The sequence below is a fragment of the Streptomyces sp. NPDC059443 genome (assembly GCF_042750105.1).
GTDB lineage: Bacteria > Actinomycetota > Actinomycetes > Streptomycetales > Streptomycetaceae > Streptomyces.
Genome location: NZ_JBHYVM010000014.1, coordinates 81966 through 104594, shown reverse-complemented (window position 1 = coordinate 104594; position 22629 = coordinate 81966). Strand labels below are relative to the sequence as shown.

The following is a 22629-nucleotide window of genomic DNA, read 5'->3' as shown; positions in this document are numbered from 1 at the left end:
GGACCAAAGTTCACAGCTTCTCCTCCGAGGCCTGTACGTACACCGCGCCCTGCCCGGACAGCTCCAGCTGGAACGCCTCGCCCGAGCCGCGCCCGACCATGTCCCGCCAGCCCAGCGCCGCGGAGAGCTTGTTGCGGACCTCGCCGTGGTGGGCGACGTAGGCCTGCGGGTCCACGTGGACCGGCCGCTGCGGGGTGATCGGGAGTTCGATGACCCCGCCGTGGGCCATCACGGCCACCGAGCCGTGGCCCTTGAGGGTGGTGGTGAACAGGCCCTGGCCGGTGACCTGGCCGCGCACCATGCCCATGACGCCGCCCTGCGAGCCCATGAACATCGTGCCCTGCTGGAGGGTGCCGTCGAAGGCCAGGAGCCGGTCCGCCTCCACGTAGAGGGTCTCGCCGGTCAGGTTGATCACCTGGATGTGGTGGCCGCCGTGGCCGAACATCACGGTGCCGCTGCCCTCGACGCTCATCAGCGGGGTCTGCTCGTTCGCCACGCGGCGCCCGATCATGCCCATCACGCCGCCCTGGCCGCCGGTCAGGCTCGGGGTGAAGGAGACCTCGCCGCGGTACGCGAGCATCGCGCCGCGCTGGCTGTACATCTTCTGCCCCGGTACGACCTGGGCCTCGACCACTTTGGAGTTGATCTCGCGGAACGGCATCAGATGTCGCCCCCGATGGTGTTGCGCTCGCTGGGCTGCACGTAGACCAGGCCCTCGCCCTCGAAACGGATCTGGAAGGCCTCGCCCGAGCCCTCGCCGATCAGGGTGCGGAAGTTGATCCCCGACTGGAAGGACTGCTGGAGGTTCCCGGTGTGCGCGACGTACGCCCCCGGGTCGACGGAGAGCGGGTACTGGGAGCTGACGCGCAGCACCACCGCGGGGCCGTCGGAGGTGATCGCCGCCTGCCCGTTGCCCTCGACGGTCGTCGTGAACAGGCCGTTGCCCGTCGTGGCGCCGCGCAGTCCGGTGAAGGTGGTGCCGGTGCGCAGGCCGGCATCGGTGCACAGCAGGTTGCTGGACTCGACGTACAGCTTCTCGCCGCGCAGATTGACCAGATTGATCTCGCTCGCCCGGTCGGCGAAGAAGCAGGTGCCGTGACCCTGCACTTCCATCACGGTCATCTGCTCGCCGGTGAGCCGCCGGGTCACCATGCCGCGGAGGCCTTCGCCCCCGCCGGTCAACTTCTTGAAGGCCATCTGGCCGTCGTACGCGACCATGGCGCCGTTCTTTGCTTTGACGGCGTCCCCGGTCAGGTCGACGGCGAGCACCTTGCTGCCTTGGAGTCTGAACTGAGCCACGGGAAGACGTTATCGGCAGCGGGCGGGGCCGAACAGGGCCCGTTGGCCGATATCGGCCTGGAATGGTCGGTTCCGACCGGAAAGAGGGCCCTGACCGGGCCCCGGTCACCCGGCCGGGCCCCGGGGAAAGATCGCCCGGGGTGGCTGAGACACTGGGACGGACCCCCGGCCTCCACCCCGAAGGTTCCACGTGGACATCAAGACCGCCTCCGCCCTGCACCGGCTGCGCCTCATCTCTGTACCCGAGGCGCTGTCGTTCCCGGCCCTGCTGATCTTCGGCTCGCTGCTGAGCCGGATCTCGGACATCGACTACCTGATGATGCCGCTCGGCATCCTCCACGGGATCCTGTTCGTCATCTACGCGGTGTTCCTGCTGGACGTCTGGAACAAGGCGAAGTGGCCGCTGAAGAAGGTCGCGCTGTTCTTCCTGCTGGCGCTGCTGCCCTTCGGCGGGCTCTACGGCGACCGGCTGCTCAAGCGCGACGAGTCGGCCAGCGTGCTCGCGGCCCGCGCCCGCGAGGCGGCCCGCGCATGATGATCGCCTTCTCGGTGACCCCGCTGGGCGTCGGCGAAGAGGTTGGCGAGTACGTGGCCGACGCCGTCCGCGTCGTACGGGAGTCCGGGCTGCCGAACCGCACGGACGCCATGTTCACCACGATCGAGGGCGAGTGGGACGAGGTGATGGACGTGGTCAAGCGCGCGGTGGAGGCCGTGGAGGCGCGCGCCCCCCGCGTCTCCTTCATCCTCAAGGCCGACATCCGCCCGGGCGTCACCGACGGGATGACCTCCAAGATGGAGACCATCGAGCGGCACCTCGCCCAGGGCTGACCGCGCCCGAGGCAAGGGTGCCCGTACGGCACGCGTACCCGTACGGCCCTGTGCGCGTCCCGCTCGTCGGAACCGCCCGGTCGGCCGAATCCAGTTCGACACGCTGAGGAACGTCCCCTTTCGTTGGGATATCAACCTCGGTTCGAGTACTGGAGGGACCGTGCGGCCGGAAGGCTTCGACTACGAGACCCACAGCCGTCTCGCCGGCCCGTTCGAGGAGCCGGATCCCACCGCCGCCTACCGCGTCACCTACCGCTCGCTGCTCTCGCGCGAGGAGCCGCGGGCCCGAATACGGGCCGTCGCCCTCATGACGCTCGCCCCCCTCGCCGCCGCCGGTCTGCTCCTCTACCTCGTCTGGCCCTCGCACTGGACCGTCCGCGAGGGCGGCGAGCCCTGGCTGGTCCGCCTCGACTCCGTGATGCTCGGCTCCATCGCCCTGATCATGCTCTTCATGCTGGTCAACGTGGTCTCGATCGCCCACGCCACGATGGTCGCCCGCGACCCCGTCCCGGTCCCCGCCGAACCCGGTACCCGGGTCGCCTTCCTCACCACCTACGTGCCCGGCAAGGAACCCCTGGCGATGGCCGCGGCCACCCTGCGCGGGGCCGTGCGCGTCCGCCACGGGGGGCCGCTCGACGTCTGGCTCCTCGACGAGGGCGACGATCCCGGGGCCAGGGCCCTGTGCGCGGAACTCGGCGTGCGCCACTTCACCCGCAAGGGGGTGGCCGAGTGGAACACCGCGAAGGGGGCCCACCGGGCGAGGACCAAGCACGGCAACTACAACGCCTGGCTGGCCCGGCACGGCGAGGAGTACGACTACCTCGCCTGTGTGGACACCGATCACGTACCGCTCCCGAACTACCTGGAGCGGATGCTCGGCTTCTTCCGGGACCCCGACACCGCCTTCGTCGTCGGCCCGCAGGTCTACGGCAACTACACCGCCCCGGTCACCAAGGCCGCCGAATCCCAGCAGTACCTCTTCCACGCCCTGATCCAGCGCGCGGGCAACCGCTACGGCGCCCCCATGTTCGTCGGCACCAACAACGCCGTACGCGTCAGCGCCCTGAAGCAGGTCGGCGGGCTCTACGACTCCGTCACCGAGGACATGGCCACCGGCTTCGAACTGCACCGCCGCCGCAACCCCGCCACCGGGCGGTTCTGGCGTTCCGTGTACACCCCCGACGTGCTGGCCGTGGGGGAGGGCCCGACCTCCTGGACCGACTTCTTCACCCAGCAGCTGCGCTGGTCGCGGGGCACCTACGAGACCCTCCTGCGGCAGTACTGGCGGGGCTGCTTCCGGATGCCCCCGGGCCGCTGGCTCAATTACACGCTGATGCTCGTCTACTACCCGATGACGGCCGTCAACTGGATGCTCGGCGTCCTCAGCTGCGTCCTCTTCCTGTGGTTCGGCGCCTCCGGCACCCAGGTCTCCTCCGAGGTCTGGCTGATGCTCTACACCGACGCCGCCGCCCTCCAGGTCGGCCTGTACCTGTGGAACCGCCGCCACAACGTCTCGCCCCACGAACCCGCCGGCTCCGGCGGCCTGGCCGGCATGGCGATGTCCGCGATCTGCGCCCCCGTCTACCTCAAGTCCCTCGGCTCGGCCGTCCTGCACACCAGGGGCCGCTTCGTCGTCACCCCCAAGGGCGGCGACGCCAGCCCCGACCGGCCGGCCACCTTCCGGATCCACCTCTGCTGGGCCGCCGTCCTCGCCGCCTCCCTCGCGGCCTCCGTGCGCTACGGGCACACGCACGCGGCCATGCGCGTCTGGGCGGTGCTCGCCCTGGCCGTGGCCCTCGCCCCGCTCGCCGTGTGGGGGACCACGGCCGTACGGGACCGGGGCCGGGGCCGCCGGCCGCCCCGCCGCGGGAGCACCGAGCCGGGCGGGGAGCCGGAACCGGCATTCGCGGCGACCGGGGGGAACTGAGCCATGGGGTACCGCCCGTCCGAACAGTTCAAGAAGACCCTCCTGGGCGCCGGCGCCGCCCTGCTGCTGGTCGCGCTCAACGCGCCGGCCGCGCTCTCCTTCGCCGAGGGCAAGTACCACTCGTACAAGATCGGGCAGTCCAGCTACCGCGTCCAGTACGGCTCATGGGGGCTGATCGGCCTCCCCGAGGAGTACCGGATCAACGCCATGCACGCGGCGCTGCTGCACACCGGCAAGGTGCTGCTGATCGCGGGATCCGGAAACAACCAGAAGAACTTCGACAAGGGCACCTTCTCCACCGTCCTGTGGGACCCGAAGGACGACACCTTCAAGAAGATCCCGACCCCGGAGGACTTCTTCTGCTCCGGCCACAGCCAACTCCCCGACGGGCGGCTGCTGGTGGCCGGCGGCACGGCGCGCTACGAGGTGCTCGACGGCAAGGTCACCCGCGCGGGCGGCCGCATGCGGGTCAAGAACGAGAACCCCGACAAGGCGGTCAAGCTCCCCAAGGGGACCGTGTTCCGGTCCCCTTCCGGCGTGGAGTACGCATCGGGGGCCGAGGTCACCGTCCCGAAGGCGACCAAGCAGTTCGAGGTCACCTACGGGCGCGGCGGGCAGATGATGCCGTGGAAGACCAAGGTGGTCGCCGCCGAGGCGAAGGTCTTCGTCGAAGCCGTCGAGGAAGGCGCCGGCGGACTGACCACCCAGGCCGCGCAGTACGAGGTGGCCGGCCTCACCGGCAAGGACGCGCGCGACGTCTACGGGCTCGCGGAGCGGCTCAGCGCGGACAAGCAGGACTTCCAGGGCATCAAGTCCGCCTACGAGTTCGACCCCGTGGCGGAGAAGTACGTACCGGTCGCCCCGATGAGGGACGCCCGCTGGTACCCGACCCTGGTGGGGCTGGCCGACGGGCGGGTGCTGGCGGTGTCCGGGCTCAACGACGTGGGCGACGTCGTACCCGGGGACAACGAGTACTACGACCCGCGGACGAAGAACTGGGCCGAGGGGCCCTTCCACTACTTCCCCACCTACCCCGCCCTCTTCCTCGTCCAGGGCGGCGAACTGCTCTACACCGGCTCCAACGCGGGCTACGGGCCCAAGGACAAGGGGCGCGAGCCGGGCCTGTGGGACCTGAAGACCAACCGGTTCCGGAAGGTCGGCGGACTGGCCGACCCCGACCAACTGGAGACCTCCTCCTCCGTGCTCCTCCCCCCGGCCCAGGACCGGAAGGTGATGGTGCTCGGCGGCGGCGGGGTCGGCGAGTCCCGGCTCGCGACCGCCCGGACGGCGGTCGTCGACCTCAAGGAGGACCACCCGGTCTTCCGCTCGACGGCCCGGCTGCCGCGGGCGGTGCGCTACCTGAGCAGCGTGCTGCTCCCCGACGACTCCGTCTTCACCACCGGCGGCTCCGCCGACTACCGGGGCCGGGGCGCCAGCGACATCCACCGGGCGCAGTTCTACTACCCGCGCACCGACACCTTCCAGGCCGCCGCCTCCCCGACCGTGGGCCGCAACTACCATTCCGAGGCGCTGCTGCTGCCCGACGGGCGGGTGGCCACCTTCGGCTCCGATCCGCTCTTCGCGGACAAGGACAACACCAGGCTGGGCAAGTTCGAACACCGGCTGGAGGTGTACACCCCGCCCTACCTCTACCGGGACCCCGCGCTGCGGCCGGCTCTGGGGAAGGGGCCCGAGGAGATCGTGCTCGGCGGCCGCGCCACCTTCAGGGCGGCGCGGGCGGAGCGCGTCCAGCGGGCCAGGCTGATGCGACCGAGCGCGGTCACGCACACCACGGACGTGGAGCAGCGGTCGGTGGAGCTCGGGCTGGAGAAGACGGCCGGCGCGGTGACGGTCACCGTCCCGGTGGACCCGACGCTGGTGCCGCCCGGCTGGTACATGCTCTTCGTGACGGACGCGGACGGGACGCCGTCGGTGGCGAAGTGGGTACGGGTCCGGGCGCAACCCCCCAAGGCCCCACCGCCGGAGTCCCGGGACGGCTGGATGGGTGGGCCGGCGGGCTAGTCCGTCGAACGGCGGGCCAGGCCCAGCGCGTAGTCCGGCCACCACGTGCCGGCCGGCGGGCCGCCGCGGCAGGTGCCGTCGGACTCGCCGGGCCGCTTGATCCAGAGGTACGCGTCCACGAGCGGGTCCCCCGTGTCGGCGGTCGGCGGGGTGCCCAGCGACCGGCCCGGCGGGTTGCACCAGGCCTGCGAGCGGTCGCCCGGGAGCGGGCCGTCGCCGTTGCGGCTGGTGTCGATGACGAAGTGCTTGCCCTTGGCGGCCTTGGAGAGGGCGGCCCCGTACTCCCGGCCGGCGGCGCTGGGCTGGAAGTTGGAGACGTTGAGGGAGAACCCGTCGGCGTGGTCGAGCCCGGCCTTGTAGAGGGGCCCGACCAGTTTCATCGGGTCCGGGATCCACGCCGGGTTGCCGGCGTCCAGGTAGACCTTGGTGTTCTTGTTGCGCTTGAGCCGGTCGACGGCCTCGGAGAGCAGCCGCAGGCGCTCGTCGTGGTGGCCGGCCTGGGTGCAGCCGTCGACGATGTGCGGGACGGCGTCCGGCTCCAGGACGACCAGGGCCTTGGTGTCGGCGATGTTGTCGGCGAAGGCGCCGATCCAGCCGCGGTAGGCGTTGGCGTCGACCGCGCCGCCGGCGGAGTGCTGGCCGCAGTCCCGGTAGGGGATGTTGTACGCGGTGAGCACGAGGGTGCGGCCGGCCGCCTTGGCGCTCTCCCGGGCCCGGCGGATCTCCGGCCCGGGATCGCCCCCCGGACCCCACAGGGCCATCGGCCGGTCGGAGATCCGGCGCAGCACCTGCGCGTCGCTGTTGCGGCCCTGCGCTTCCCAGGCGGCGACCTGCCGGGCGGCGTCGCTCTGCGGGTCCACCCAGAACGGCGACTCGTCGGCCGGGCCGGCCGTGGCGGGCCGGTTGGGAGGTGCGGACTCCGGCTGCGCGGTGGGCGTGGGGGTGCAGGCGGTTGCCGTGACGGCGGCGGCGAGCGCGAGCGCGGCGACGAGGGCTCTGAGAGGGCCTGGCATCCGGCGGCTTCCTCGGGACGAAGGGGCGGGCAGCGGGCCGGGATATCGTGACATAACGGTCAGACGAGCCGAGTCGCGACACCGCCGGGTGCGGCCGGGTGGGCGTGCCGTCAGACCACGGCGAGCCGGTCCACCAGCAGCTCCGCTCTCCGCTCGGCGTCCCCCGCGGGCAGCCGTCCCGCCCGGGTCAGGGTCGCCAGCCCGTGCAGGGCCGCCCAGAACAACTCGGTGAACAGCGCCGGGTGGACGCCTTCCCCGGCGACCTCGCCGAGAGGCTCCAGCAGGGCGGCGAAGGCGTCCTTCAGGGGCTCCGGGGTGTCCTCGTCCGCGAAGGCCAGGCCGCCGTCGAGCTGGAACATCGCGTCGTAGACCGCCGGATTGCGGTCGGCGAAGTCGAGGTAGGCGCGGGCGAGGGCGCCGACCCGGGCGCGCGGGCCGTCCGCGGCGGAGGTCGCGGCCCGCAGCGCCGCGGCCATCTCGGCGGCGCCCTCCAGGGCGACGGCGCCGATGATCTCGCGCTTGCCGCGGAAGTGGCTGTAGAGGACGGGCTGGCTGTATTCGATGCGCTCGGCGAGCCGGCGGGTGGTGACCGCGTCCCAGCCCTGCCGCTCGGCGAGTTCGCGGGCGGTGGCCACGATGAGGCGCTCGCGCTCCGCCCGTTCGCGCTGCTTGCGTTCCTGTACCGACATGATTCGATCCTAGCATCGCTAGACAAGCGAGCGGCAGTAGAGCTAGCGTTGCCTCATCACCTAGCGACGCTAGATTCCAGGAGGGGTTGTCATGCTCAACGCACTTGAGGTCGCCACCACCGTGATCGTCGGCGTGATGGTGGGGGTGGAGTTCTCCGTCGCCTTCGTCATGAGCCGGATCCTCAACGCACTCCCCGACGACAGCCGCCAACTCGGCCATGCCCACGGGGGCCGGATGCTCGGCGCCGTGATGCCGGTCTGGTACATCGGCTCGCTCGTCCTCGTCGCGGTCTGGGCCATCGCGGGATGGCACCACCACGGCGCCGGCCTCGTCGTCACCGCCGGCGCACTGCTGATGCTCAGCGTGGTCATGTCGATCCTGCTGCTCGTCCCGATCAACAACCTGAACAAGACGTGGACCCCCGAGAACCGGCCCGCCGACTGGAAGCAGCAGCTGCACCGCTGGGAACGCTTCCACTACGCCCGCGTCGCCGTCATCATCGCCGCCTTCGCCCTGCTGGTCACCGCCCTCGCCTGAGCCATGGGCTCACCGCACGAACGCGTTCGCGGATCGTGGCCCCGCTCGCCGCCGTCGGGATGCTGCCGGTGCTCGTGTACGCGGTCCGGCCGGGGGCGGCGCTGCTGCCGGCCGAGGTGCGCAGGACGGACGGCGGGAAGAGTGGCGTGGCGGCCGAAGCGTGAGACGGGTCTGGCCGTCAAATGACCGCCCGGTAGGGTCTGATGCGTGTCCAAGCCGCTCAGCCTTCCCTTCGACCCCATCGCCCGCGCCGACGAACTGTGGCAGCAGCGCTGGGGTCCGGTGCCCTCGATGGCCGCGATCACCTCGATCATGCGGGCGCACCAGATCCTGCTCGGAGAGGTCGACGCGGTCGTCAAGCCCTACGGGCTGACCTTCGCGCGGTACGAGGCGCTGGTGCTGCTGACCTTCTCCAAGGCCGGCGAGCTGACCATGTCGAAGATCGGCGAGCGGCTGATGGTCCACCCGACGTCGGTCACGAACACGGTGGACCGGCTGGTGAGGTCCGGCCTCGTCGACAAGCGCCCCAACCCGAACGACGGGCGCGGCACGCTCGCGTCGATCACGGACAAGGGCCGCGAGGTGGTCGAGGCGGCGACGAAGGCGCTGATGGAGATCGACTTCGGGCTGAGCGCCTACGACGCCGAGGAGTGCGAGGAGATCTTCGCCCTCCTGCGCCCGCTCCGGGTGGCCGCCGCCGACTTCGAGGAGAAGTAGTACCGCGTCGGGCAACCCGGCCCCCGTCAAGATCGTGCGAACCGGACGGCTAGGCTCGACGGCATGAAACGAAGCGTGCTGACCCGCTACCGCGTCATGGCCTATCTGACCGCGGTCATGCTCCTGATCCTCTGTGCCTGCATGGTGGCGAAGTACGGCTTCGACACGGGTGCCGACCTGACCTTCACGGTCTCGCAGGTCCACGGCGTCCTCTTCATGATCTACCTGGTCTTCGCCTTCGACCTCGGGTCCAAGGCGAAGTGGCCGTTCGGCAAGCTCCTCTGGGTCCTGGCCTCCGGCACCATTCCGGCGGCCGCCTTCTTCGTCGAGCGCAAGGTCCGCGCCGAGATCGAGCCCCTCGTCGAGGGCTCTCTCGCCGCCGCCCGCGCCTGATCGCACACGATCGGCCCACCCCCGGGGACGACTCCCCGGGGGTTGCCCATCGACATTTACTAGGACGTCCTAGTAAATTCATGGGTATGGACGCTGACGCCATCGAGGAGGGCCGCCGTCGCTGGCAGGCCCGGTATGACAAGGCGCGCAAGCGCGATGCCGATTTCACGACGCTCTCCGGAGATGACGTCGACCCCGTCTACGGGCCCCGGCCCGGGGACGCGTACGAGGGCTTCGAGCGGATCGGCTGGCCCGGGGAGTACCCGTACACCCGCGGCCTGCACGCCACCGGCTACCGGGGGCGGACCTGGACCATCCGGCAGTTCGCCGGGTTCGGGAACGCCGAGCAGACCAACGAGCGCTACAAGATGATCCTGGCCGCCGGCGGCGGCGGGCTCTCCGTGGCCTTCGACATGCCGACCCTCATGGGCCGGGACTCCGACGACCCCCGCGCGCTGGGCGAGGTCGGCCACTGCGGGGTCGCCATCGACTCCGCCGCCGACATGGAGGTCCTCTTCAGGGACATCCCGCTCGGCGACGTGACCACCTCCATGACCATCAGCGGGCCCGCCGTCCCCGCCTTCTGCATGTACCTCGTCGCCGCCGAGCGCCAGGGCGTCGACCCGGCCGTCCTCAACGGGACGCTCCAGACCGACATCTTCAAGGAGTACATCGCCCAGAAGGAGTGGCTCTTCGAACCCGAGCCGCACCTGCGCCTCATCGGCGACCTCATGGAGTACTGCGCCAACGGCATCCCCGCCTACAAGCCGCTCTCCGTCTCCGGCTACCACATCCGCGAGGCCGGGGCCACGGCCGCGCAGGAGCTCGCGTACACGCTCGCCGACGGTTTCGGATACGTGGAGCTGGGCCTCTCGCGCGGTCTGGACGTGGACCACTTCGCGTCCGGCCTCTCCTTCTTCTTCGACGCGCACCTCGACTTCTTCGAGGAGATCGCCAAGTTCCGCGCCGCCCGCCGGATCTGGGCCCGCTGGATGAAGGAGGTGTACGGGGCGAAGTCCGAGAAGACGATGTGGCTGCGCTTCCACACCCAGACGGCGGGGGTCTCCCTCACCGCGCAGCAGCCGTACAACAACGTCGTGCGCACGGCCGTGGAAGCCCTCGCGGCCGTCCTCGGCGGCACCAACTCGCTCCACACCAACGCCCTGGACGAGACCCTCGCCCTGCCCAGCGAGCAGGCCGCCGAGATCGCCCTGCGCACGCAGCAGGTGTTGATGGAGGAGACCGGCGTGGCCAATGTGGCCGACCCGCTGGGCGGCTCCTGGTACGTCGAGCAGCTCACCGACCGCATCGAGGCCGACGCGGAGAAGATCTTCGAGCAGATCAAGGAGCGCGGGCTGCGCGCCCACCCGAACGGGCAGCACCCGATCGGCCCGGTCACCTCGGGCATCCTGCGCGGCATCGAGGACGGCTGGTTCACCGGGGAGATCGCCGAGTCGGCCTTCCAGTACCAGCGTTCGGTGGAGAAGGGCGACAAGCGGGTCGTCGGCGTGAACGTCCACCACGGGTCGGTCACCGGAGACCTGGAGATCCTCCGGGTCAGCCACGAGGTGGAGACCGTACAGGTGCGGGAGCTCGCGGAGCGCAAGGCCGCCCGGGACGACGCGAAGGTGACGGGGGCGCTGGCAGCCATGCTGGACGCCGCCCGGGACGGGTCCAACATGATTCCGGCCATGCTGGACGCGGTGCGCGCCGAGGCGACGATGGGCGAGATCTGCAACGTGCTGCGCGAGGAGTGGGGCACGTACACGGAGCCGCCGGGCTTCTAGTGGCGCGAAGTGACGCGGCGGTGAGCGGCGCCTGACGGAGCGCCAGGCGCCGCAGGCTTAGGGTGGCGGCCATGAACGGCCGCCACCTTCCCGTTTCCGTGCGCGGAGTGAGCGTCCGCGTGGCCATGCAGAGCGACCGCGGGCCCTACGCGTACATCGCCGCCGACTTCGAACCGCCGGGCCCCGGCGGCCGGACGGAGATCCTCAACGCCGTACGGACCTCCCTGCTGCCCGAGGAGTACGTGTCCTGCGTGCGGGCGGGCATCGAGCGCGGGCTGGAGGGGGTGGCGGCCGCGGTGCTGCTGACCGACGCCGGGTTCCACGAGGCGGACTCCTCGGCGTACGGCTACCGGCTCGCCGGGCTGGAGGCGGGCCGCGCGGCCCTGGTCGCCTCCGGACTGCTGCCGCCGGAGGAGGCGGACAGCCTGCGGTGGGCCCAGTGGCCGGAGCGCGGGCGGCCCTGGCCGGGCCACAACCCGCGCTCGGAGGCCCTGCTCATGGCGGCTCCGGCCTGGTTCCCGGACTTCCTGCCCCTCTCGGACGGCCGCCCCGCGGTGGTCACGCCCGCGGTGCGGGGCCGGACGGGCCGGCGGCAGCGCCCAGGAGGCCGTGCATCAGCAGGGCGGTGAAGGTGGCCACCCAGACCTCGTCCACCGGCTCGGAGCTGACCAGCGCGCGGTGCACCACCGTGCCCGCGATCACGTCGAAGATCAGGTCCGTCGAGTGGCCGGCGAGGGCGGCGTCCTCCTCGTAGGGGAGTTCACCGCGGGCCTGCGCCCGCTCGCGGCCCAGTACGACGAGACGTTTCTGCCGGTCCACGATGGCCGACCGGATCCGGTCCCGCAGGGCCTCGTCCCGGGTGGACTCGGCGACGACCGCCATCAGGGCGGTACGGGCCTCCGGGCGCCGCAGCAGCTCCGCGAACCGCAGCACCACGTACTCGATGTCGGCTTCGAGGGAGCCCCGGTCGGGGAGTTCCAGGGAGTCGAAGAGCTCCGCGACGGCGTCCACGACCAGCTCGTTCTTGCCCGCCCAGCGCCGGTAGAGGGTGGTCTTCGCGACCCCCGCCCGCGCCGAGACGTCCCCCATCGTCAGCTTCGACCAGCCCAGCTCCACCAGCGCGTCCCGGGTCGCGGCGAGGATCGCGGCGTCCGCCGCGGCACTGCGCGGGCGGCCGGTGCGGCCGGCCGGGGAGGGGGAGGTGCCTGAGCTGGGGTTGCGCATGGCCGAGACCATACCCGCCGGTAGCCGAACGACTGCGGCCCCTGACGGTGTGGTTCAGATCACGGGGCGCGGACGGGCGGGGCGAGTTACGCTACGACTCGTAGCGTAAGAGCGACAACCACGCGAAGAGCTACCGGTGCCGGGTGGGGACCCGGCGCCACAGCACGACCGCCAGTACAACGAGTACCGCGATCGGTTCGTTTCGGCCGATCTTTTTCGTCGGCGCGCGCACACGGGAGAGGATGTACGCATGCAGCCCAGAAACATGTCCATGAGCGGCGTCGTCGACCTCGCCGCGGTGAAGGCGGCCGGCGAGGCCAAGGCGAAGGCCGAGCAGGCCCGCGCCGAGGCGGCCCGGCAGGCCGCCGAGGGCGGTGCGCCCGCGTCCGCCGGGGCCGTCCCGCCGTCCGCGCTCGTCTTCGACACCGACGAGACCCGCTTCGAGAGCCACGTGGTCCCGCTCTCGAACGAGGTTCCGGTCATCCTCGACTTCCGTGCCGAGGGTTTCGAGCAGGGCCGCGAGCTGAGCCTGCTGCTGGAGCGGCTCACGGTCGAGGCGAACGGCCGCCTGGCCCTGGCCGCGCTCGACGTCGCGGCCAGCCAGAACCTGATCCGCGAGTTCCGGATCCAGGCCCTTCCGGCCGTCTTCGCCCTGGTCGCGGGCCAGGCGATGCCGCTGTTCCAGGACTTCGCGCCCGAGGAAGAGGTTCGCGCGATCCTGGCCCAGGTGGTCCAGATCGCCGAGGAGCGCTTCGGGGTCCTCGGCGTCCCCGTGGCCCCCGGCGCGGAGGGCGGAGCCCCCGGCGCGGCCGCAGAACCCGTAGAGGAGCCGGCCGGACCCTACGACGCGCTGCTGGACGCGGCGGTCGAGGCGCTGGACGCGAACGACCTGGGCGGCGCCGTGCAGGCGTACAAGAACGTCCTGCTGTCCGACCCGGCCAACGCGGAGGCCAAGCTGGGCCTCGCGCAGGCCGAACTGCTGCTCCGCGTCAAGGACATGAACCCGCAGGCCGTGCGCACCGCGGCGGCCGAGAACCCGCGCGACCCGGCGGCGCAGATCGCCGCGGCCGACCTGGACCTGGCCGGCGGGCACGTGGCGGACGCCTTCGGGCGCCTGGTGGACACCGTGAAGGTGACGTTCGGTGACGACCGGGACGCGGTCCGGGTGAGGCTGCTGGAGATGTTCGAGGCCGTCGGCGCGGACAACCCGCTCGTGACTTCGGCGCGTACGGCGCTCGCGCGGGTGCTCTTCTAGGACCCGGTCTCGGACCCGCTCCAAGACCCGGCCCGGCGCCGCTCCGGCGCCGGTGATTTGTTGACACACTGACGAACAGCGGCCGCGCTTTGCCAAAACTTGGCAATCGCGGCCGCTGTTACTCGCAGTAAACCGAACCCCGTGAACTGTCCGGTGTGTTCACTCTTCCCCCGATCTGTCGTGGCCCTGGGTAGTACCCAGCGTTGCGGCCCGACAGCGGCAGGTCTTCCGCAGGTTATCTGGCCGTTACCCGCCAGTAACGAACCCCCTTGTGCCCCGGCCGCGAATGGACCACGATCGGCGACGCTCGGTCCTTCCCGCAGAGCCGCTCATCCGGAGCCGCGGTGGAGGGTCCCCACCGGGCCGGCCGGTGGCAGTGGCACCGGCCGTGGGACAGGGGGGTCTCCGTCACACGGCGGGGCCTGTCCTCCAGGTTGCGCGAACGCGTGGCCAAGTGGTTGTCGCTCGGGGGTGAACGCCGGTGTACCGGACGCGGCAGTGCCGCGGCTCGGCCGCTTGCGCTCCTTCCCGAGGACGTAGCACTTCTCCCATCCCAGGACGGGTACGGCCCGGACCGGAGATGTACGTCCGAGAAGGAGGAACGAAATGAGTTCTCAGATTCGTGGCGGGACCAGATGGAAGCGCTTCGCGCTCGTCATGGTGCCGAGCATCGCGGCCACGGCCGTGGTCGGTGTCGGTCTGGCGCAGGGTGCCCTCGCGGCCTCGTTCGCCGTGTCCGGCCAGGACTTCAAGGTCCGCGCCGACAAGCTGGACGGTGACAACCTCATCCAGTACGGCGGTGTCGCCAACGGGCACGACCTGAAGACGGGCGCCGAGGCTCACCACCCGGTCACCATCTCCGGGTTCAGCCACGCCGAGATCACCAACATGTGCCAGTCGCTGGTGACGCCGACTCCGCTCGGCAACATCACGATGAGGCTGCAGACGGGCACCACGGCCGGCAAGCCGGCGGTTGCCGACAACATCTACCTGGATGTTGCCGAGCTCGACACCGACGCCGAGTTCAAGAACCTGGACATCGGTGTCGCCGTCGGCGACCCGTCCAACAAGATGAAGCCGCAGGCCGGTACGGTCGCGAGCCCGTACGCGTTCTCGCAGCGGGCTGACAAGGCCATCCTGACGAACGTCAAGCAGAAGGCGTGGGCCACGACGGCCGGCACCTTCAAGCTGCCCGACCTCAAGCTGCGCCTGCTCGGTGGCGACCAGCCGTGCTACCAGGACTCGGAAACCAACTGATCTCCTGATCGGCTGATCCATTCCGGTGCCTGACCGGACGGCCGGGCCGGCGGTGGGGGCACCCGTTACCGCCGGCCCGGTCCGTCCGGGCTCCACCTAGTTCAGTACCACCCGTTTCCAGGGAGCTGTTGTCCATGAACCCCCAGGCCCCGGTTTACGTGCGCGCCGAAGACGACGCCTGGCTCACCTTGGTGTACTACCGCTTCCATGCCTGGAGCGGCCGTCGCCCCTTCTGGGCGGGAGTGTTCACGCTCCTCGCGGGCCTCCCGATCGCGTACTTCCCGTACGCGGACCTCCGGCTCGGCAACATCACCATCGCGATGGCGACTACGGCCGGTTCGGGGTCGCTGATCATCGGCATCCTGCTGATCACCCTGGGTCTGACGCTCTGGTTCCAGCAGGGCGTACGCATCTTCGCCGGGGTCGCCTCGATCCTGCTGGCACTGGTGTCCCTGCCGGTGTCCAACCTCGGTGGTTTCGGTCTGGGCTTCATCCTCGCGCTGGTCGGCGGCTGCCTCTCGCTGGCCTGGGTGCCTGCCGGTCCGGTGGAGGACGAGACGGGCGCGCTGGACGACAGGGGCGCGGCGCAGGCCGTGGACCTGGGCAAGACGGACGCGATGGAGGGCGGCTTCCAGGCCGTACCCGGCCCCCGCGAGACGGAAACGGCATACGCGAGCGAGACGACTGCCCACGCCGATGGCGGGAGGAACAGTGCGGGGTGACGAAACGCAGCGGGGTGTGTCCCCAGATGCGGAGTCCCGTGAAAGAAGGGGCCCGCGTCACGCGGCGCCCAGGAAGTCGCTGCTGACCAAGTTCCAGATACCCGTCGGCAAGACGATGGCGCTGGCGGCCATGCCCACGGCGGTCTTCGTCGGCATGAGCATGGCGCCGAAGCTGGCCGTGGCCGACGACCAGGAGATCCCCTTCGCGCCCGGACCGTGTGTGACGCGGTCCGACGAGCCCGCGGAGTCGGCTTCCCCGTCGCCGTCCTCGTCCCCCTCGAAGACTCCTCCGACGACCCCGCCGAAGACGACGGAGCCCGAGCCGGGCAAGTCGCCCACCGCGGTGCCCTCGCCGACCGCGAGCCCGTCGGCGTCCAAGCCGGTGGAGAAGCCGGCCGAGAAGCCCGTGGCGCCGGCCCAGAAGCAGGCGGTCCCCGCTCCGGCGGCCAAGGCCTCGAACCCGCTGGACCCGCTGGGCGTGGGCGACGCCCTCAAGGGCCTCGTGGACGAGCTCGGCAAGCCCCTCAAGGGCGCGCCCGCTCCTTCCTCGACACCCACCCCGGCAGTGCCGAAGGCCGCGACCCCGAAGCCGGCGGACAAGCCCGCCCCCGCCGCGGACCCGTCCGCGGACGCGATCCGTGCCGCCGCCGACAAGGCGGGCGTCACGGTCACGGACCTCTCCCAGGAGGTCAAGGACACCGCGACCACCCCGAAGGACGAGACGGGCGCCACCGGGGACGCGGCCAAGGCCAAGACGGACACCAAGGCCGCGGACACGAAGGCCACGGACACCAAGGCCGCGGACGGGAAGGAACCCTTCCCCTGCCCGACCTACGACGCCAAGGCCCTGGCCGACGCCGAAGTGGAGCAGGGCATCCCGCTGCTCCCGGACGAGCCCTGGTACCTGAACAGTTCGCTGCTGACCCTCTACGGCCTGGACTACGCGGGCATCGTCGAGGTGAAGACGGCGGGCGGCAAGACCAAGAAGGTCCTGAAGTTCACGGCGGACTCGCTGGACATCAAGGACCTGTACCAGACGGTCGGCACCGGGCAGACCGTCGCCCACCTGAAGTCCCGTCCGGGTTCGACGTCGAAGATCCGCGGGGCCAAGGTGACGATGTACACCGAGAGCCTCAAGGGCAACCTCTTCGGCCTGATCCCGATCGAGTTCACCCCGAACAGCCCGCCGCCCCTGAACGTCCCCTTCGCGTTCTTCACGAACGTCAAGGTCGTCCAGGCCGGCCAGTTCGGCGGCACACTGACCGTCCCGGGCCTGAAGAACTACATCGGCCCGGCGGAGTAACGGCCCGGCAGCGGGCGAACGGTCGGTCCCCGGATGCCCCGTCCTTCGGAAATGAAGGACGGGGCATCCACTTGTCTCGAATCAACCCCCTTTATGTTTACGGAAGTTAAAAACTTCCTTAAGGTGATCTTGTCGCTGCCGCAGGCGCGGCGCGTTGGGTGTCTCAGGGGGGATGCGCGAGTTCTCGGTGTGCCTGTGGCATGCCCGCGCTCGGGACTTCCGTGAGGACCTGTTACTCGATGCTGCTGAAATCCATGAACCGCTCGGTGCGCCGGGCGGTGATCTGCGCGATCGGCCTGGTGCTGGCCGCTGTCGCGGCGGGGCTGTCCGGTGTGGCACCGCCGCTCTGGCCGGGCGGGACGGTCAACGCGGCCTCCGCGGGGACACAGGCCGTGGGCCCGCCTCTGAAGACGTTCCCGCTCTTCGCGCGCAACGCGAGCACCGGCAAGCTCCGGGCGTACGAGCCGCTCGGCACGGGCGGCCTCAAGCCCGCCTTCGAGATGGGCGGCGGCTTCGGCGATGCCACAGCCCTCTTCCAGGCCAACGTCTCCGAAGGGGGCCGGGCCAACGACCTCTACCACCGTGCCGGCGGAACGCTCTACTACACCGCCGAGCACGGCAACGACACCAAGGTCATCGGCGGCGGCTGGGACATCTACGACACGATCGTCTCCGTCGGGAACATGGGCGGAACGGCCGACCCGGACATCCTGGGGCGCGACGCCTCCGGGAACCTCTGGTACTACCAGGGAAGGCCCGACGGGAGCTTCGCGCCCCGGCTGAGGGCGGGTACCGGCTGGGGCGGCATGACCCTCGCGGGACGCGGCGACTACACGGGTGACGGCAAGGCCGACCTCCTCGCGCGCTCCACCGACGGCACCCTGTACGTCTACCCCGGGACGGGCGTGGCCACGGCGGACGCCGTACTCGGGCCGCGTACCACCGTGGGCACCGGCTGGCAGGCGTACAAGACGCTCGTCTCCGCCGGAGACACCAACGGAGACGGGAAGACCGACCTGATCGCCGTGGACACCGCCGGCGCCCTGTGGCTGTTCAAGGGCACCGGCAACGCCGCCGCCCCCTTCGCCGCACGGGCCCAGATCGGCACCTCGGGCTGGGCCGCCTTCGATGTCCTCTTCTGAGCAGAACGGCTGACACGGATATGCGCAAGAACGCACAGCCGTCCGGACGCCGTCGATTCGGCAACTGGACGAGCTTCCTGACCGCCACGGCCGTGGCGACCGCCGCGGCCGTCACCTTCACCAGTAGCGGGGTGCACCCCCTCACCGACGCCCGCCCGGCCGCCGCCGCGGAACCCGCTCCCTACGACCTGGACGCGGCCCAGAAGGTCCGCGAGGCCCAGTGCCTGCTCGGTAACGTGCTCCGCAAGGGCGGCGCGGAGATGAAAGCCGTCGCCCGTACGGGGCTGAAGGGGACCGAGTCCGAGCTGCTCGCCGCCGCGGCGCGCAACTACTGGGACGGAACGCCGCTGTCGGCCGCGTACGCCAAGGACCATGCCGCCGCGAATGCCAAGTTCGGCGAGATGGACGAGCGCAACAAGGCGTGGCAGGCCTCCCTGTACATGAGCGACATCCCACCCGGCTACACGAACACCGGATTCCAGTGGCCACCGGACGATCCGACCATCTTCATGGCGACGGGCTACGCAGGCTGGATCGCAGACCGGTTCTGGACGGGTGAGAGCGAGTTCTACACCAATCCGAACGCGGTCGCCGGCAAGGAATCGGTCGATGCGGCCACCAAGATAGCGAAGGCCCGGTACTACCCGGAGACCGCGGCGAACTACGAGGACCGCTCGGCCTGGGAATGGAAGATGGCCGGGTCCACCCCCATGTACGCCGACGACGCCCGCATCTTCCTCCAGAACGGCGGTTTCCCCACCAGCGCCCCGCCCCTGGACTCGATGGAGTTCCGGATCGACGTGGAGCAGCTGAAGGCGCGCTTCGCCTCCTGCACGACGAGCAACCCGATCGACCCGCACAAGGTCCTGGACGCCGAGGCGGCCGTTGCCGCCCAGGAGTGGCAGGCCGAGATCGCGGGCCAGAGCACCCAGCGGGACGCCATCCTCGGTGCCGAGCAGGCCGCTTCCAAGGACCTGCAGATCGCCGCGCAGGCCATGGCCGAGGCGCTCGGCCAGTCCATGATCGCGAGCCGCCTGACCGACTGGGAGGCGTACTTCCTGAAGGTTCCGGCGGGCAGCGGACGACCGGCGGCAGCCGAGTTCACCAAGGCCCGCACCTGGATCGAGCAGGCCAAGGCCCGCGCGACCGGGCGGCTCTACGTGGCTTCGCGCGCGGCCCAGGACGCCCAGGCGCAGGCCGCCAACGTGACGGCCGCGCAGAACGCTGCCTACGCGATCGCCGACCAGGCGGGACTGCCCCGGGGCCGGGGTCTGCTCTACGGCCAGCAGGCGGCGCAGATCACCAAGGCCTCGGCGGCCGCCGCCCAGGCCGCGGCCAAGGCCACGGAGACCGCGCTGAACGCGACGCGCGCCTCCGCGGCGGACAGCAAGACCCTGAACTCGCTGGCCATGACGCAGGCGCACGCCTCGAAGGCGGAGTTCCGCCGCAAGGCCGCCGAGGAGGCCGCCGCCCAGGCGAAGGCCTCGGCCGAAGGCGCGGCGGCGCAGGCCGTGAAGGCCGCGGAGAACGCCGCGAAGGCCAAGGCGGCGCAGACCAAGGCGGAGAACGCGGAGAAGGACGCCAAGACCGCGGCCCAGGACGCGAAGGCCAAGCGGGAGAAGGCCGAGGCGGAGCGCGACTACGCCAAGGCGCAGAAGGAGCTGGCGGACTCCGAGCGGGCGAAGGCCGCGACGGCGGAGGCGAAGGCCCAGACCCAGCGGACCGAGGCGGGCAACCAGCTGGCCGCGGCGCAGACTGCGGGAACCACCGCCGAGAACAAGATGAAGGACGCGGTCGCCGCCGAGAAGAAGGCAGTGACGGCCCGGAACAACGCGGTCGACGCGGAACAGCAGCGCGACGCACTGGAAGCCAAGGCCTACGCCAAGGAGTCCAAGGCCGCCGCGGACGAGGGAACCGAGGCGGCGGAAGGGTCGCGTGCCGCGGCGACAACCGCGCGTACCGCGGCCGACGACGCGGGTACGGCCGCCAAGGCCGCACGGGCCGAGGCGGACACGGCGACCGAGGCCGCGACCAACGCGCGGGCGGCGGCCACCCGCGCCCAGGGCGCGGCGAAGCGTGCCCAGGCGGCAGCCGACGGGGCCAAGCGGGACGTGGCCGTCACCGAGGCCGCCGTCAGGACGGCGCACGCGGCGGCGGCCGAGGCCATCGACGCCTCGGACGCGGCCAAGTGGAACGCGATCACCGCGAAGTCGCAGGCGGAGACGGCCCATCAGAATGCGGAGAAGGCCAAGACGGATGCCGCGGTGGCCCGCAGCGAAGCGGTGGCCGCCGGAGTGGAATCCATCCGCACGGCCGGGTTCGCCTTCGCCACGGCGCAGGCGGCCGTGGCCGCCAGCGCATCGGCGATGCAGGTGGTCAAGCCGGCCAACGACGCCGTCGAGCTGGGTTCTCCGTACAAGGAGACCGATTCCTCGGCGGGTCTGGCCGTGTTGACCGGCCAGGCCGCCAAGACGGCGGCCGAGCAGCAGGCGGCCCTGGCCCAGGCCAAGGCCGACCAGGCGGCCAAGGCGGCGGCCGAGGCGAAGAAGCTCGCCGAGCAAGCGGACGCGGATGCCAAGGCCGCGGTGGAGGCCGCGGTGCAGGCGGCCGACTGGGCCGCCAAGGCGGCGAAGTCGGCGCAGGCCGCGCAGGCCTCGGCCAACGAGGCGGCAGCGGCGGCGAAGGCGGCGAAGGCCGCCGAGACCAGGACGGTCGAGTACAACCGGCAGGCCACAGCGGACGCCGTGGCGGCCCAGACCGCGGCCACCACGGCGGGCACCTACGCGTCCGCCGCGGACGCCGCGGCCACGGACGCGGAGCGCGACGCCGCTTCGGCCCGCAAGGCGGCAGCGGCGGCGGAGGCCGACGCGGCCACCGCGAACACGGTCGCGACGAAGGCCGAGACCGACGCCACCACGGCGGAGGCTGCGGCGAAGCGGGCCCAGGAAGCAGCGAAGGAGGCGCAGGACGCGGCGACCCGAGCGGAGAACCAGAAGAGCCACGATGCCATCGCCTCAGGCGGTGTGACCGGCCAGAAGGGCGTGTTCGCGCGCAACACCATCGAACCGGTCGGGGATCCGGTCGACCAGAACAAGTGCGTCCTGGACATCGGTTTCGACGGCTGTACGGTGACCTTCAGGCTGACCTACAACCTCACCATCGATTTCTACCTGTGCACGGACCCCGCGGCCCCGGAGAACGTGACCGAGGCGAACTGCCCGGCCGAGTACGTGAACTGGATCAGCGTCGAGCACCTGGGCCTGCAGACGTACGACAAGGACGTGTACTTCAGCCGTCTGGAGATCGCCCTGATCTTCGACAAGGCGTTCCTGAAGACCCTCTGGCACATGATCACGGACGACTTCGTCAGCTGTTACAAGGGCGATGTGAAGGCCTGCATCTCGCTGAACATCGACGCGATCATGGGGCTCAAGAACAAGCGCCTCGAACTCCTCATGGACGCGATGCTGGCCTACCGCGCCGTCATGAGGACCGGGGTGGGGCTGGAGGACGCCAGGGCGCTGGCCAAGAAGGCCGAGATGGACCCGAGCACGATCGCCGCTCTCGAAAACGAGATCGAGGTGTCCCAGCGGCTGTTCAGCTCGTGCAAGCGGAACAGCTTCCCCGCATCGGTGCCCGTGCTCATGGCGGACGGTTCACACAAGACGATCGGGTCTGTGCGGGTCGGTGACATGGTGATGGCGGGCGACATCGCGTCGGGGACGGCCAAGCCGCAGCAGGTGACCGCCGCCTTCGGGCACGACACGAGTCGGTTGATCGACATCACCCTGACCGACGGCAGCCGGCTGAGCACCACGGCCGGTCACCGGCTCTTCGTCGTGGGCCGTGGTTGGATCTTCGCCTCGGACCTGGCGGTGGACGACCGACTGCAGGATCCGGCGGGCCGGGAGCGGGCGATCGCCGCTCTGGGCGATCGCGGGAACATCGCTCCCGTAGGGGTGTTCGACCTCACCGTCGACGGCCTGCACACCTTCTTCGTACAGGCTCAGGGCCCGGAGCCGGTGGACGTGCTCGTCCACAACTGCCTGGACATCGTCGGTGACGAGGGCGTCTCGGGTGCCCACACCATCACCGACCATGTCGGCCTGGACCGGGCGAAGATCCTGGAGAAGCTGGAGAAGGGCCCGTACGCCACCGAGTGGACTGACGAGGCCACCGCTGTTTCCTCCGTCCGGCAGGCCTTCGACGAGTGGAGCGCGGCCCCGGGCAACAAGGAAGCGCTCAAGGCGTGGCTGGACAAGAAGCGGAAGGCGAACAAGAACTTCGACCCGCGCTTCGACCTCTACACGATCAAGTGGACGCTGAAGAACAAGGGCTCCCTGGGCAACAGGTGGACCAAGGGCCCGCCGGACGCGAACGGCAATCCGACCCTCGTGTCGACTCCGGTCGGGAACGAGGTGTTCATCCAGATCAAGATGGTGCCGAATCAGAAGGGCCCCGGCGGAAAGCATCCGGGCGGATACGTTGTGTACACGAGCTACCCGCAGTAAAG

Annotated in this window: 21 protein-coding genes; 16 read left to right on the top strand and 5 right to left on the bottom strand. The window is 70.7% G+C overall.

Features of this window, described 5'->3' with window-relative positions:
- Positions 1 to 10 precede the first annotated feature (10 nt).
- A complete protein-coding gene (locus ACFXDJ_RS16220) occupies positions 11 to 661 on the bottom strand; it encodes an AIM24 family protein (protein ID WP_384657507.1) in 651 nt (216 codons plus the stop codon).
- The gene (locus tag ACFXDJ_RS16215; RefSeq protein WP_384657510.1) at positions 661 to 1299 is read right to left on the bottom strand and encodes an AIM24 family protein; all 639 of its coding nucleotides are present in this window, start codon (positions 1297 to 1299) and stop codon (positions 661 to 663) included. Before ACFXDJ_RS16215 ends, ACFXDJ_RS16220 begins: the two co-directional genes overlap by 1 nt.
- 190 nt (positions 1300 to 1489) lie before the next feature.
- Between ACFXDJ_RS16215 and ACFXDJ_RS16210 the strand changes: the two genes are divergently transcribed.
- The 4 genes from ACFXDJ_RS16210 (at position 1490) to ACFXDJ_RS16195 (ending at position 6076) form a co-directional block, all read left to right on the top strand.
- Positions 1490 to 1834 (top strand): DUF3817 domain-containing protein, encoded by a 345-nt coding sequence (locus ACFXDJ_RS16210; protein WP_384657513.1) that lies wholly within the window; start codon positions 1490 to 1492, stop codon positions 1832 to 1834.
- Positions 1831 to 2127 carry an MTH1187 family thiamine-binding protein gene (locus tag ACFXDJ_RS16205; RefSeq protein ID WP_371617955.1) on the top strand — a complete coding sequence of 99 codons (297 nt, stop codon included), beginning with the start codon at positions 1831 to 1833 and terminating at the stop codon, positions 2125 to 2127. Before ACFXDJ_RS16210 ends, ACFXDJ_RS16205 begins: the two co-directional genes overlap by 4 nt.
- Before the next feature lie 160 nt (positions 2128 to 2287).
- A complete protein-coding gene (locus tag ACFXDJ_RS16200) occupies positions 2288 to 4054 on the top strand; it encodes a glycosyltransferase family 2 protein (protein WP_384849268.1) in 1767 nt (588 codons plus the stop codon).
- A gap of 3 nt (positions 4055 to 4057) precedes the next feature.
- Positions 4058 to 6076, top strand: a complete 2019-nt coding sequence (locus ACFXDJ_RS16195) for a galactose oxidase-like domain-containing protein (protein WP_384849265.1) — start codon at positions 4058 to 4060, stop codon at positions 6074 to 6076.
- Here the strand turns inward: ACFXDJ_RS16195 and ACFXDJ_RS16190 are convergent.
- Together ACFXDJ_RS16190 and ACFXDJ_RS16185 are read right to left on the bottom strand one after the other, a co-directional pair.
- Positions 6073 to 7089: a glycoside hydrolase family 6 protein gene (locus ACFXDJ_RS16190; RefSeq protein ID WP_384657522.1), complete on the bottom strand. Its 1017-nt coding sequence runs from the start codon at positions 7087 to 7089 to the stop codon at positions 6073 to 6075. The genes ACFXDJ_RS16195 and ACFXDJ_RS16190 overlap by 4 nt on opposite strands.
- A 110-nt stretch (positions 7090 to 7199) precedes the next feature.
- The gene (locus ACFXDJ_RS16185) at positions 7200 to 7778 is read right to left on the bottom strand and encodes a TetR/AcrR family transcriptional regulator (RefSeq protein WP_384657525.1); all 579 of its coding nucleotides are present in this window, start codon (positions 7776 to 7778) and stop codon (positions 7200 to 7202) included.
- A 91-nt stretch (positions 7779 to 7869) separates the two neighbouring features.
- On the opposite strand from ACFXDJ_RS16185, the gene ACFXDJ_RS16180 reads away from it, so the two are divergent.
- The 6 genes from ACFXDJ_RS16180 to ACFXDJ_RS16155 all read left to right on the top strand — a co-directional run bounded on the left by ACFXDJ_RS16180 (position 7870) and on the right by ACFXDJ_RS16155 (position 11842).
- Complete coding sequence (locus tag ACFXDJ_RS16180) at positions 7870 to 8316, top strand: DUF1772 domain-containing protein (RefSeq protein ID WP_384657528.1); 447 nt, start codon at positions 7870 to 7872, stop codon at positions 8314 to 8316.
- Positions 8317 to 8351: 35 nt separating this feature from the next.
- Positions 8352 to 8480, top strand: a complete 129-nt coding sequence (locus tag ACFXDJ_RS16175) for a hypothetical protein (protein ID WP_384657531.1) — start codon at positions 8352 to 8354, stop codon at positions 8478 to 8480.
- Between the two features lie 43 nt (positions 8481 to 8523).
- The gene (locus tag ACFXDJ_RS16170; RefSeq protein ID WP_384657533.1) at positions 8524 to 9033 is read left to right on the top strand and encodes a MarR family winged helix-turn-helix transcriptional regulator; all 510 of its coding nucleotides are present in this window, start codon (positions 8524 to 8526) and stop codon (positions 9031 to 9033) included.
- A 63-nt stretch (positions 9034 to 9096) separates the two neighbouring features.
- Entirely contained in the window at positions 9097 to 9426 is a 330-nt protein-coding gene (locus ACFXDJ_RS16165; protein WP_384657536.1) for a DUF3817 domain-containing protein, read from the top strand.
- A gap of 86 nt (positions 9427 to 9512) precedes the next feature.
- Positions 9513 to 11213 (top strand): methylmalonyl-CoA mutase, encoded by a 1701-nt coding sequence (locus ACFXDJ_RS16160; RefSeq protein WP_384657538.1) that lies wholly within the window; start codon positions 9513 to 9515, stop codon positions 11211 to 11213.
- Positions 11214 to 11284: 71 nt separating this feature from the next.
- Positions 11285 to 11842 (top strand): hypothetical protein, encoded by a 558-nt coding sequence (locus ACFXDJ_RS16155; RefSeq protein WP_384849260.1) that lies wholly within the window; start codon positions 11285 to 11287, stop codon positions 11840 to 11842.
- On the opposite strand, the gene ACFXDJ_RS16150 is transcribed toward ACFXDJ_RS16155, so the two are convergent.
- Positions 11772 to 12437: a TetR/AcrR family transcriptional regulator gene (locus ACFXDJ_RS16150; RefSeq protein WP_384661499.1), complete on the bottom strand. Its 666-nt coding sequence runs from the start codon at positions 12435 to 12437 to the stop codon at positions 11772 to 11774. The genes ACFXDJ_RS16155 and ACFXDJ_RS16150 overlap by 71 nt on opposite strands.
- A 250-nt stretch (positions 12438 to 12687) precedes the next feature.
- Between ACFXDJ_RS16150 and ACFXDJ_RS16145 the strand changes: the two genes are divergently transcribed.
- The 6 genes from ACFXDJ_RS16145 (at position 12688) to ACFXDJ_RS16120 (ending at position 22627) form a co-directional block, all read left to right on the top strand.
- Positions 12688 to 13692 (top strand): tetratricopeptide repeat protein, encoded by a 1005-nt coding sequence (locus tag ACFXDJ_RS16145; RefSeq protein WP_384661502.1) that lies wholly within the window; start codon positions 12688 to 12690, stop codon positions 13690 to 13692.
- A 606-nt stretch (positions 13693 to 14298) separates the two neighbouring features.
- Positions 14299 to 14949, top strand: coding sequence for a DUF6230 family protein (locus tag ACFXDJ_RS16140; protein ID WP_384661505.1), 651 nt, complete (start codon positions 14299 to 14301; stop codon positions 14947 to 14949).
- Positions 14950 to 15083: 134 nt separating this feature from the next.
- A complete protein-coding gene (locus ACFXDJ_RS16135; protein ID WP_384661508.1) occupies positions 15084 to 15671 on the top strand; it encodes a DUF6114 domain-containing protein in 588 nt (195 codons plus the stop codon).
- A complete protein-coding gene (locus ACFXDJ_RS16130; RefSeq protein ID WP_384849257.1) occupies positions 15661 to 16974 on the top strand; it encodes a hypothetical protein in 1314 nt (437 codons plus the stop codon). Before ACFXDJ_RS16135 ends, ACFXDJ_RS16130 begins: the two co-directional genes overlap by 11 nt.
- 239 nt (positions 16975 to 17213) lie before the next feature.
- The gene (locus tag ACFXDJ_RS16125; protein ID WP_384661514.1) at positions 17214 to 18116 is read left to right on the top strand and encodes an FG-GAP repeat domain-containing protein; all 903 of its coding nucleotides are present in this window, start codon (positions 17214 to 17216) and stop codon (positions 18114 to 18116) included.
- A gap of 20 nt (positions 18117 to 18136) precedes the next feature.
- Positions 18137 to 22627 (top strand): polymorphic toxin-type HINT domain-containing protein, encoded by a 4491-nt coding sequence (locus ACFXDJ_RS16120; protein WP_384849254.1) that lies wholly within the window; start codon positions 18137 to 18139, stop codon positions 22625 to 22627.
- Positions 22628 to 22629: the final 2 nt, after the last annotated feature.